Origin of the sequence: Tropicibacter naphthalenivorans (genome assembly GCF_900176475.1) — a bacterium.
In the GTDB taxonomy this organism is placed as follows: domain Bacteria; phylum Pseudomonadota; class Alphaproteobacteria; order Rhodobacterales; family Rhodobacteraceae; genus Tropicibacter; species Tropicibacter naphthalenivorans.
Genome location: NZ_FWXX01000002.1, coordinates 213,544 through 225,334, shown reverse-complemented (window position 1 = coordinate 225,334; position 11,791 = coordinate 213,544). Strand labels below are relative to the sequence as shown.

Annotated in this window: 9 protein-coding genes; 6 read left to right on the top strand and 3 right to left on the bottom strand. The window is 63.0% G+C overall.

Translation table 11 applies throughout. The features are described 5' to 3' along the window. Positions 1-36: 36 nt before the first annotated feature. The 4 genes from purQ (at position 37) to B9A11_RS05405 (ending at position 4,760) form a co-directional block, all read left to right on the top strand. Entirely contained in the window at positions 37-705 is a 669-nt protein-coding gene (gene purQ, locus B9A11_RS05420; RefSeq protein WP_058246908.1) for a phosphoribosylformylglycinamidine synthase subunit PurQ, read from the top strand. A 37-nt stretch (positions 706-742) separates the two neighbouring features. Beyond that, the gene (locus B9A11_RS05415; RefSeq protein WP_058246909.1) at positions 743-2,503 is read left to right on the top strand and encodes a sensor histidine kinase; all 1,761 of its coding nucleotides are present in this window, start codon (positions 743-745) and stop codon (positions 2,501-2,503) included. An 8-nt stretch (positions 2,504-2,511) separates the two neighbouring features. Continuing rightward, a complete protein-coding gene (locus B9A11_RS05410) occupies positions 2,512-3,846 on the top strand; it encodes a sigma-54-dependent transcriptional regulator (RefSeq protein ID WP_058246910.1) in 1,335 nt (444 codons plus the stop codon). Positions 3,847-4,001: 155 nt separating this feature from the next. Beyond that, positions 4,002-4,760 (top strand): sulfite exporter TauE/SafE family protein, encoded by a 759-nt coding sequence (locus tag B9A11_RS05405; protein ID WP_058246911.1) that lies wholly within the window; start codon positions 4,002-4,004, stop codon positions 4,758-4,760. Between the two features lie 60 nt (positions 4,761-4,820). On the opposite strand, the gene gap is transcribed toward B9A11_RS05405, so the two are convergent. Continuing rightward, positions 4,821-5,825 carry a type I glyceraldehyde-3-phosphate dehydrogenase gene (gene gap / locus B9A11_RS05400; RefSeq protein ID WP_058246912.1) on the bottom strand — a complete coding sequence of 335 codons (1,005 nt, stop codon included), beginning with the start codon at positions 5,823-5,825 and terminating at the stop codon, positions 4,821-4,823. 288 nt (positions 5,826-6,113) lie between these two features. On the opposite strand from gap, the gene B9A11_RS05395 reads away from it, so the two are divergent. Then, positions 6,114-7,082, top strand: coding sequence for a DUF808 domain-containing protein (locus B9A11_RS05395; protein ID WP_058246913.1), 969 nt, complete (start codon positions 6,114-6,116; stop codon positions 7,080-7,082). A gap of 70 nt (positions 7,083-7,152) precedes the next feature. Here B9A11_RS05395 and B9A11_RS05390 read toward each other — a convergent pair whose 3' ends face one another. Continuing rightward, positions 7,153-7,785 carry an invasion associated locus B family protein gene (locus B9A11_RS05390; protein ID WP_058246914.1) on the bottom strand — a complete coding sequence of 211 codons (633 nt, stop codon included), beginning with the start codon at positions 7,783-7,785 and terminating at the stop codon, positions 7,153-7,155. Between the two features lie 431 nt (positions 7,786-8,216). Here B9A11_RS05390 and B9A11_RS05385 point away from each other — a divergent pair, with 431 nt between their 5' ends. Beyond that, the gene (locus B9A11_RS05385) at positions 8,217-9,758 is read left to right on the top strand and encodes a helicase HerA-like domain-containing protein (protein ID WP_058246915.1); all 1,542 of its coding nucleotides are present in this window, start codon (positions 8,217-8,219) and stop codon (positions 9,756-9,758) included. A 205-nt stretch (positions 9,759-9,963) separates the two neighbouring features. Here B9A11_RS05385 and B9A11_RS05380 read toward each other — a convergent pair whose 3' ends face one another. Beyond that, positions 9,964-11,727 carry a PQQ-dependent methanol/ethanol family dehydrogenase gene (locus B9A11_RS05380; protein WP_058246916.1) on the bottom strand — a complete coding sequence of 588 codons (1,764 nt, stop codon included), beginning with the start codon at positions 11,725-11,727 and terminating at the stop codon, positions 9,964-9,966. Positions 11,728-11,791 lie beyond the last annotated feature (64 nt).

The window sequence follows — 11,791 nt, the reverse complement described above, 5'->3', positions numbered from 1 at the left end:
CACCCCCGGCGCGCTCGTTGCAAGAGAGGATTGCCCATGAAAGCCGCTGTCATCGTCTTCCCCGGCTCGAACTGTGATCGGGACATGGCCCGGGCCTTTGAACAAGCCGGTCTGCAAGTGGACATGGTCTGGCACAAGGATACGGCCTTGCCGTCCGGTGTGGATATCATCGGTGTGCCCGGCGGGTTCTCGTTTGGCGACTACCTGCGCTGCGGGGCCATCGCGGCCAACGCGCCGATTATCCAAGAGGTCAAGGCCCACGCCGACCGCGGCGGCTATGTGCTGGGCGTCTGCAACGGCTTTCAGGTGCTGACCGAAACCGGCCTGCTGCCCGGCGCGCTGCTGCGCAATGCAGGGTTGAAGTATATCTGCCGCACCGTTGGCCTGACCGTCGCCACCGAAGACAGCGTCTACACCAAGGGCTACGGCAAGGGCACCGAGATTGGCCTGCCCATCGCGCACCACGACGGCAACTACTTTGCCGATGACGCGACCCTCGACGCGCTCGAGAGCGAAGACCGCGTGGCCTTCCGCTATACCGCCAACCCCAACGGCGCGGCGCGCGACATTGCGGGCATCCTGTCGGCCAACCGCCGGGTTCTGGGAATGATGCCACACCCGGAACGCGCGTCCGAAGCCGCCCATGGCAACGACGACGGTGCGCGTCTTTTCGCCCATCTGACGACCGAGCTCGCCTCGGCCTGACTTGAGAACCGGGCGCGTGGGGCCTATCCTGCGCGCCATGGCACGTTCGACCAAACCCCTTGTCTATCGCCGCAGCGCGCCCCTTTCGGGGCGGGTGCGCTTGGCGTTGGTGGTGCTGCTGGTCGCGGCGATTGCCACCGCGTGGGTCACGAACCGGCTGCTGACCGACCGCTTTACCGAAACCACCCGCAACCGGGCCGAACTGCGTCTCGCGCTCTACTCGGGCAACTTGGTGTCCGAGCTGCGCCGCAACGCCATTGTGCCGCAACTGCTGGCGCGCGACCCGGCCTTGATCGGCGCGCTCAACTCGGCGGATTATGCGCAAAGCTCGCAGCGACTGATTTCTTTTGTCGATGAAATCGGCGCGGCCTCCTTGATGCTGCTGGACAGCGATGGGCGCACCGTGGCCGCCACCGACCGCAGCCGCCTGGGTGAAAACCACCGCAACGGGCCGTATTTCGTCGATGCGCTGCGCTCGAACACCACGGTCTTTACCACGATCCAGCGCGAGGCGGGCGGCTACAGCTTTACCTATTCGCGCCGCATGGAAAGCGCCGGTGAGACCGTCGGCGTCATCATGGTCGAGGTCGATCTGGCCAAATTCGAACGCGCCTGGGCGGGGATTTCCGACGCGGTCATGGTCACCGACAGCGAAGGCACCATCATCCTTGCGACCGAACCACGCTGGCGGGGGCTGACCATCGTCAGCGCGCTGGAACGGCAACCGGCGGACGGCGCCATCGAACGGGCGATCCGCGCCACCGCCGACTGGACCGCGCAAGACGCTGACGCCTACCTCAAAGGCGAGGCGGTGATGCGCATCGACGGGCGCATTCCCTTCCGCGGCTGGACCCTGACGACCTTTACCACCTATGCCAGCGTGCGCGAGCGGGTGAACGCGGCTTTGGCCTTGGAAATCATGGGGTTCGCGATCCTCGCGGCGCTTGCGTTCTACACGCTCAGCCGCAAAACCGCGCTGCGCATGGCGCTGTTCCAACGGGAATCGGCTGAACTTCGGGCGTTGAACGCGCGGCTTCAGCGCGAGATTGCCGAACGCGAGCGGGTGCAGGAAAACCTTGCCGTGGCAGAGCAAAGCCTTGCGCAAAGCTCGAAACTGGCCGCCTTGGGCGAGATGTCGGCGGCGGTCAGCCACGAGCTGAACCAACCGCTGGCGGCGATGAAGACCTACCTTGCGGGCGCGCGCCTGCTGCTGCGGCGCAACCGGCCGGACGAGGCGCTGTCTGCCTTTCACCGCATCGACGATCTGATCGAACGCATGGGCGCGATCACCCGCCAGCTGAAATCCTACGCCCGCAAGGGGCAGGAACAGTTCAGCCCGGTCGACATGGCCGAGGCGCTGGCCTCATCGCTGTCGATGATGGAGCCGCAGCTGAAATCGCGCCGTATCAAGATCAGCAAGATCTTGCCGGATGAGCCGGTTCGGGTGATGGGCGACCGGATGCGCATCGAACAGGTCTTGGTCAACCTCTTGAGAAATGCGCTGGATGCCACCAAGTCAGAGGATGACCCGCAGGTGGAAATCATCCTTGCGGCGGGCGAGACGGCGACGCTCAGCGTGCGCGACAACGGTCACGGCATTTCTGACCTCGATGCGCTGTTTGAGCCTTTTTATACCACCAAGCAACCCGGCGACGGGGTGGGCTTGGGCTTGGCGATTTCCTCGGGGATCGTCAGCGATCTGGGCGGGCGGCTGACCGCCCGCAATGGTGAACACGGCGGGGCTGTCTTTGAGATGCAGCTGCCCGTCCTTAACGAAAAGACCGAAGCGGCGGAGTAACGAAGCCCATGGCGAATGCAATGAAAATCGCGATTGTGGATGACGAGCAGGATATGCGGCAGTCGATCAGCCAGTGGCTGGCGCTGTCGGGCTATGACACCGAGACATTCGCCAGCGCCGAAGAGGCATTGGGCACGCTCAGCGCCGACTATCCGGGGATCGTGATTTCCGACATCAAGATGCCGGGGATGGACGGGATTCAGCTGTTGAAAAAGCTGATGGGCGCGGACAGTTCCTTGCCGGTGATCATGATCACCGGCCACGGCGATGTGCCGATTGCGGTCGAGGCGATGCGCATTGGCGCGTTTGATTTCCTTGAAAAGCCCTTCAACCCCGACCGCATGTCCGAGCTGGCGAAAAAGGCGACGAATGCGCGGCGGCTGACGCTGGACACCCGTGCGCTGCGCCGCGAGTTGGGTGAGGGCGGTCAGATCATGGAAAAGCTGATCGGCTCTTCCCCGGCGATGGAGCGTTTGCGCGAGGATATTTTAGACCTTGGGCAGGCCGACGGGCATGTCTTAATCGAAGGCGAAACAGGCACCGGCAAGACGCTGGTGGCGCACGCCATGCACGCGGTTGGCGCGCGGGCGGGCAAAAAGTTTGTGCTGATTTCCTGCGGCGCCATGGACGAAGACGCGCTGATGCGCCGCCTGTTTGGCCCGATGCAGCCCGAGGATACGCGCCTTCCGGCGGTCGAAGAAGCGCGCGGCGGCACCTTGGTTCTGGAAGACATCGAGGTGCTGTCCGATGCGGCGCAGGCGCGGCTGTTGTCGGCGATCAACGATCAGGGCAACCCGCCCGAGACGCGCATCGTGGCGATCTGCAACCTTCAGGATGAAGGGCGCACCTGCGAGAGCACCATGCGGCCCGACCTCTATTATCGCCTTGCGGCGTTGAAGATCGTGGTGCCGCCCTTGCGCGCGCGTGGCGAAGACATCCTGACGCTGTTCACCCGCCTATCCGAGCAGTTTTCCGAGGAATACGGCTGTGACGCGCCGAAGGTCTCGGCCCAAGAGGCGGCGCAACTGTTGCAAGCGCCTTGGCCCGGCAACGTGCGGCAGTTGATCAACCTCGCCGAGCGCGCGGTGCTGCAATCGCGGCGCGGGCAGGGGACCATTGCGTCGCTGCTGATGAGCGATCACGACCAGATGCAGCCGGTGATGACCACCGAAGGCAAGCCTTTGAAGGAATACGTCGAAGCGTTTGAACGGATGCTGATCGACAACACCATGCGGCGGCACAAGGGGTCGATCGCGGCGGTGATGGACGAGCTGTGCCTGCCGCGCCGGACGCTGAACGAGAAGATGGCCAAGTATGGCTTGCAGCGGGCGGACTATCTTTAGGTTAGGGCCTGTGGATAGGTGAGGATGCGAGGGGCCAGCCCCTCGCGCTCCCCGGGATATTTGTAAAGAGAAGAAGACAGGGTAGAATTCCGGGGCGTGGGGTTGTTTCCGCGCCCTTTTCGCTGTTGTCTGCGCGGCGCAGCAGGGGGCGGTTGATGGAAGTGTTGGTGGATGGCGCGTGGGTCGGTTTGGTTTGGGTCAGCTTGGCCTTGGTGCTGGGCGGAATCCTCAAGGGGGCCACGGGGGCGGGCGCGCCGGTGATTGCGGTGCCGGTCATTGCGATCTATTACGATGTGCCGACGGCGGTGGCGGTGATGGTGCTGCCGAACTTTGCCACCAACCTGATCCAGAGTTGGAAGTTTCGGGCGCATTTGCCTGCGGGGGCGATGGCTTGGGCCTTTGCCGGGGGGGGCTTTGTGGGCGCTTTGCTTGGGACGGTGATGCTTGCGCATGTGGCGCCGCGCTTATTGCTGATGATGGTGGCGGCGGTGGTGCTGGCCTATATCGGGTTCCGGCTGTTGCGGCCTGACTGGGGCTTGGGCATGGCGCTGGGGCGCAAGCTGGCCTTGCCCGCCGGGGTCGTGGCCGGGATTTTGCAGGGCGCAACCGGGGTCAGCGCGCCCGTGTCGATCACCTTTTTGAACGCGATGCGGCTGGAGCGGGCGGTGTTCGTTGCGGTGATCTCTTTGTTTTTCCTCAGCATGACCGTGGTGCAGATCCCGTCCATGGCGTGGTACGGGTTGTTGACGGTGGAGCGGGGGATTGGCAGTGCGGCGGCGCTAGTGCCCTTGGTGGGGGCGATGCCGCTCGGGGCGTGGTTGGCGCGTCGCATCGCGCCGCAGACCTTTGACCGGGTGATCCTTGCGCTGCTGGGCGGGATTGCCGTCAAGCTGCTGTGGGACGCGCTGCTGTAGAATACAAAAACGCCGCCGAGCCATGGGGCGCAGCGGCGTTTCGTTTGAAACCGTAAGGGCTTAGTGCAGCAGGCGGCCCATGGCGCCGGCCACATCGGCCATCCGCGCCGAGAAGCCCCATTCGTTGTCGTACCATGCCAGCACGCGCACCAGACGGGTGCCAGTGACCTTGGTCTGGTCGGGGGCAAAGATCGACGAATGCGTGGTGTGGTTGAAGTCGATCGAGACCTTGGGCTCGGGGTCGTAGGACAGCACCATGCCCATGCGGCCCGCGGCGGCTTCGGCGACCACTTCGTTCACGTCGGCGACGGTGACGTCCTTTTTCGCGACAAAGGTCAGGTCCACGGCCGAGACGTTCGGCGTGGGCACGCGCATCGAGGTGCCGTCAAGCTTGCCCTTGAGGTTCGGGAGCACTTCGCCCAGAGCCTTGGCCGCGCCGGTCGAGGTCGGGATCATCGCCATGGCAGCGGCGCGGGCGCGGTAGAGGTCTTTGTGGCGGCGGTCCAGCGTCGGCTGGTCACCGGTGTAGCTGTGGATCGTGGTCATGATGCCAGAGTCGATGCCGATCGCCTCGTCCAGCACCTTGGCCAGCGGCGCGAGGCAGTTGGTGGTGCACGACCCGTTCGAGATCATCACATCGCCCTTTTCAAGGTCGCGGTGGTTCACGCCGTAGACGATGGTCTTTTGCACGTTCTTGGCGGGGGCCGAGATCAGCACCGATTTCGCGCCGCGCGCCATGTGGGTGTTCGCCTTGTCGCCGTCGTTGAAGTTGCCGGTGCATTCCAGCACAACGTCGCAGCCGCCCCAGTCGAGCTCGTTCATGTCATAGGACGACATCACGTCAATCGGGCCACGGCCCAGGTCCATGGACTGGCCCTTGACGGTGACATTGCCGGGAAAGCGGCCATGAACGCTGTCATAGCGCAGCAGGTGGGCGTGGGTCTCGATCGGGCCGGGGGCGTTGATCTTGACGACCTGTACGTCGTTGCGCGCGCTTTCGGCGATATGGGCAAGGGTGGAGCGGCCAATGCGGCCAAATCCGTTGATCCCGACAGTGACGGTCATGGGGCGGTCTCCTAAACTATTTGTTAGGGGGTGATATAGGGCGGTATGCTGCACCTGCATAGCCTAAAAGGCGTTTTTTGTCAGTATGTTAGCGGTAAACCTATCGCTACCAGCAGCGCTATCATGCGTGGTATCGCTAACGATGACTGTGCGTTTGCGGTAACGTTGGTTAAGAGGTTGCCCAGAAATGGTTAACGAGGCGGGCAGGGGAAGAATCAGCGAATTTGTCCCGCTTGCGCTTGGGCGTGGGCGCATTAGGGTATGCGCAACAGTATAGGAGTATCCGGAATGAGCGGCCTTTTGGCACTACTCGATGACGTGGCGGGCATCGCCAAGGTGGCGGCGGCGTCGGTGGACGATGTATCCGCAGCGGCCGCCAAGGCCAGCACCAAGGCGGCGGGCGTGTTGATCGACGATGCGGCGGTGACCCCGAAATACGTGACCGGCTTTGACGCCTCGCGCGAATTGCCGATCATCTGGCGGATCGCGCGCGGGTCTTTTGTGAACAAGCTGGTGTTCCTGCTGCCCATCGCGCTGCTGTTGTCGGTCTTTGCGCCGTGGATGATCCCGCCCTTGTTGATCCTTGGCGGGTCTTACCTGTGCTTTGAGGGCGCGGAAAAGATCGTGCATGTGCTGATGCCCCATGACGACCACTCTGGCGGCCCGGATGGCAGCCACGACATTGGCGATCCCGCCCACCTCGAGGAACAAAAGGTCAAGGGCGCGATCAAGACCGACTTTATCCTCTCGGCCGAGATCATGGTGCTGAGCCTGTCGACCATCGACGCCGACGCCTCCTTTGTGTTCAAGGCGGTGGTGCTGGCGCTGGTGGGGATCCTGATCACGATCATGGTCTACGGCGTTGTGGCGATCATCGTTAAAATGGACGATCTGGGCCTGTGGATGAGCCTGCGCGGCAAGCTGGGCGCTACGCGCGCGCTGGGGCAGGGCATCGTCAAGTTCATGCCGTGGTTCCTCAAGGCGCTGACCGTCGTTGGCACGGCGGCGATGCTTTGGGTGGGCGGCTCGATCATCGTGCATAGCCTGCACCAGATGGGCTGGCACATGCCCGAAGACACCATCAAGGATCTCGCCAAAGGCTGGACCGGCGGCGAAGGCTTTGCCAACTGGGCGGCGGTTGCCGCGATGGACTTTGTGCTGGGCTTTATCGTCGGGCTGATCCTGATCCCCATCGCGACCAAGATCATCGCCCCGATCTATGGCGCGCTGTTCGGCGGTAAGGCCGAGGCGCACTAAACCGCTGCACACAAAAAAGGCGCGCGATCCATACGGGCCGCGCGCCTTTTTCTTTGTCCGGGCGAACCGATTACTGGTTCAGCGAGGACGCCTGATCATACGCGGCAGTAAAGCCGGTCAGCGACATTTCGACCTCGACCTTTTGATCGGGGGCCAGCGCCGGCACGATGGTCACCTTGGCCTTGGCCCCGGCCTTGAAGCGGGCGATGTCCTCGGCGACAAAGCCAACGCGCGCGTAGCAGCCCACCGGCGCACAGAAGCTGTAGTCATAGCGGCGCGCAGCCCCGCCATCGACGGTGATGGTCAGCTTTTGCGACAGCAGCGTTTCCAGCGGCACAACAAAGGTGCCGCCCGCCACGGCCTGACCGCCGTTCGCCAACTTGAAGATGCTCGCCTCGGCCACCGGGTTGCCGGTCGCGTCCTTCAGCAGCTGGTACATCTGGCAGACGTCATCGGCGTCCGCCACTTCCAGACATTGCAGATTCCAGTCGCCGAATTTCTCTTTGACGTAGGTGCGCGGTGCCTGCGGAGCGCCGGCCGGTGCGGCATTTGCGTCTTCGCCCAGATCCAGAGCGCCGCCAATGTTGGTGTTCGCCGCCGGGGCGGGCGCGTCGGATTCGGGGGCCGGGGTCGCATCCTGCGCCAGAGCGGGGCCAGCAGCCAGCGCTGCAACAAGAGCGAGCGAAAGAAGCGGTTGTTTCATGGAGGTCCTCTGAAATCCGTATAATTGCTGAACAGTCGATTAACACGCCTCAGGGGCGGTGTCAGGCAGGAAATACATGACCTTCGGGGCGCGCGCGGAATGCCGCCGGATCATGCTTAACCTTTGGAAACAAAAGAAAAGGGGCCGGACGGCCCCTTTTCATTTCACTCCCTGTCGGACTGGCCGACTTTGTCATTGAGGGGACGCTACGAAAGTCTTTGACCGGGGTCAACAGGCTTTTTCGCAATTTATTTCCCTTCCCTGAAAATCCCCAAACGCCATGAAAAAAAGCCGCGCCCGAAGGCGCGGCCAGTCTGACAGGGAGGAAGTCAGTCCAGGGCAGGAGAGGACATGTCGCCCCGAACTCGAAACACTCTGGCACCAATTGGTTAAGGATGTATGTTCGCTGCCAACGGTTAAGGAGAGTTTTAATGACTAACGGCATTTTCGTAGGCGGCGGCGGCAAGGACTACGGCGAAAAGCAGTTCCTGTCGCTCAAATATGCCAACCGCCACGGGCTGATCGCCGGGGCCACCGGCACGGGCAAGACGGTGACGCTACAAATCCTCGCCGAAGGGTTTTCCGCTGCCGGGGTTCCGGTCTTTATGGCCGACGTCAAAGGGGACCTGTCCGGCCTCGCCGTCGCCGGGTCCGAAACCGGCAAGCTGCACGCGCCCTTCATGGAGCGCAACGCGACGATCGGCTTTGACGACTTTGCCTATGACGCCTTTCCGGTCACCTTCTGGGATCTTTTCGGCCAGCAAGGCCACCCGGTCCGCACCACCATCGCCGAGATGGGCCCGCTGCTGCTCTCGCGTCTGCTGGAGCTGTCCGAAGCCCAAGAGGGCATCCTCAACATCGCCTTCCGCGTCGCCGACGAAGAAGGTCTGGCCCTGCTCGACCTCGATGATTTGCGCGCCATGCTGGTCTGGATCGGCGAGAACCGCGGCGATCTGCAACTGCGCTACGGCAATATCTCGACCTCCTCCATAGGCGCGATCCAGCGCCGGCTGCTCGTGCTGGAAAACCAGGGCGGCACCAGTTTCTTTGGCGAACCGGCGCTGGACCTGCGTGATTTGATGCGCGTCGGCCAGGATGGACGCGGGCAAGTAAATGTGCTTGCCGCCGACCAGCTGATGCAATCGCCGCGCCTTTATTCGACGTTCCTGCTGTGGCTGCTCTCCGAACTCTTCGAAGACCTCCCCGAGGTGGGCGACCCCGACAAGCCCAAGCTGGTCTTTTTCTTTGACGAGGCGCATCTGCTGTTTGATGGCGCCCCAAAGGCGTTGGTGGACAAGGTCGAACAGGTCGCCCGCCTGATCCGGTCCAAGGGCGTCGGCGTTTATTTCATCACCCAAAGCCCCGACGACATCCCCGAGGACATCCTTGGCCAGCTCGGCAACCGCGTCCAACACGCCCTGCGCGCCTTCACCGCCCGCGATAAAAAGGCGCTGCGCATGGCCGCCGAGACCTACCGCGAAAACCCTGCCTTCGACACGGAAACCGCCATCCGCGAGGTTGGCGTCGGCGAGGCGGTCACCTCGATGCTGCAGAAAAAAGGCGTGCCGGGCATTGTCGAACGCACCCTGATCCGCCCGCCCAGCTCTCAGCTGGGGCCGATCACCAAGCTCGAGCGCGCGGAAACCATCGAGCTCTCTGACCTTGGCAGCAAATACACCACGCCGGTGGATCGCCACTCGGCCCATGAAATCCTGACCGCCCGCGCCGAAGCCGCCGCCAAGGCCGCCGCCGAAGCCGAAGCACAGGAAGAAGAGATGGAAACCTCCCAGCGCGAATACCAATCGGCCCGCCGCTACTCTGGCAGCCGCGTCACGCGCTCGACCTCGCGCCCGGTGCGACGCGAAAAATCCTTCGGCGAAAAGATGGGGGACATGGTGGTCAAGGAACTCACCGGCACCACCGGCCGCCGCATTGTCCGTGGCATCCTCGGCGGCCTTTTCAAAGCTCGCTAAAGGCCAAAACCCCTGCCGCTTCTTCTCTTTCAAAATATCCCGGGGGGGAATGCCTGAAGGGCATTGGGGGGCAGCGCCCCCCTCCACATCAAAATGGCCCACCTTCGGTGTGACGGGGCCAGCGCCCACAACCCCCGCCAGACCAAAAGAAAACGCCCGAGGTCCAAACCCCGGGCGTTTCCCAATTCGCAATCAGATCAAAAGATCAGTTGGCAGAGGCCATCTCTTTCGGCAGACGGAACGTCCACACCAGACCACCCTGGTTCAGGTAGTTGACCTTCTTGGCCACTTCACCACCCCAGAGCGGAACCGCGCCGCCCCAGCCAGACACGACCGAAACATACTGCTCGCCGTTCTGCTCCCAGGTGATCGGCTGGCCAACGATGCCCGAACCGGTCTGGAACGACCACAGCTTCTCGCCGGTCTCGTCATCCAGTGCGATGAACTCACCCTCGGGGGTGCCGTAGAACACCAGACCGCCGCCGGTGGTCATCACGCCGCCCCACAGCGGAGCGTCGTTCTTGACTTCCCACTTCACTTCCAGCGTGTCGGGGTCAACCGCCTTGAGGCTACCGATATGGTCTTCGTAGTTCGGCTTGATGGTAAAGCCGGAGCCAAGGTACGCCGCGCCCTTCTTGTAGGTCACAGGCTCGTTCCAGATGTCCATGCCCCACTCGTTGGACGGCACGTAGAAGTTGCCGGTCTTCTGCGAGAAGGCCATCGGCATCCAGTTCTTACCACCCAGGAAGGACGGCGATGCAAAGATCACTTCACCCTTCTTGCCGTCAGCGGCGTCCGCCGGGTTCCCAGGACGGTTCTCTTCGTTAAAGATCGGACGGCCGTTCTCGTCGATGCCCGACGCCCAAGAGATATCCTTGACGAAGGGAACAGAGCCGACATAGCCGCCGTCTGCCGCGTCCAGAACATAGAAGAAGCCGTTGCGGTCAGCCGTTGCCAGACGCTGGTTGCCGTCGCGGTCGTTATAGGCGACCACTTCGTTCACACCGTCATAGTCCCAGCCTTCGCGCGGCGTGGTCTGGAAGTGCCACTTGATCTCGCCGGTCGCCGGGTCGATGCCCACGCGCGATGCGGCGTACAGGTTGTCACCGGTGCCGTCGTTCTTCTGGCCCGCGTCACGCAGCCACGAGTTCCACGGAGCAGGGTTGCCCGCGCCAAAGATCAGCGTGTCGGTGCGCGCGTCATAAGAGCCGCCCAGCCAGGTTGCGCCGCCGCCGGTCTTCCACATGTCGCCCGGCCAGGTCGCGTTCAGCGTGCCGGTCATGGTGGATTCTTCGCCGTTCAGCATCCCCATGTGACCTTCGATCATGGGGCGTTCCCAGACCAGATCACCGGTGTTCACGTCGCGCGCCTGAACCGCGCCGACGATGCCGAATTCACCGCCAGAGTTGCCGGTCACAACCAGATCACCCACAACCAGCGGGGCCGCGGTGTAGGAGTAACCAGCCTTGTAGTCCGCGATCTTGTCGCGCCACACCACGTCACCGGTCTTGGCGTCCAGCGCCACGATGCGCGCGTCCAGCGTGCCAAAGATCACCTTGTCGCCGGCCAGCGCCGCGCCGCGGTTGATCACGTCACAGCAGGGCAGGATGCCTTCGGGCAGGCGGGCGTCGTACTGCCACAGCTCTTTGCCGGTCTCGACGTCGATGGCGTACAGGCGCGAGTACGAGCCGGTGATGTACATGATGCCATCATAGACCAGCGGCTGGGTTTCCTGACCGCGCTGCTTTTCACCGCCAAGGCTGAACGCCCATGCGGGGACAAGGTTCTTGACGTTGTCTTTGTTGAGGGTCTCCAGCGGCGAGTAGCGCTGAAGGTGACGGCCCATGCCGTTGGTCACGACCTGATCGGTGATCGTGGCGTCGTTGGCGATCATTTCTTCCGTGACCTGGGCCTGTGCGCCGGTGGCGGCAATCAGGCTGAGGGCAACGGCGGCGACAAATTTGTTCATGTGTCTCCTCCCTTGAACAAGGCTCCGGTCGATTCCACGTCTCATGGCAATCGGGGGTCCTGTG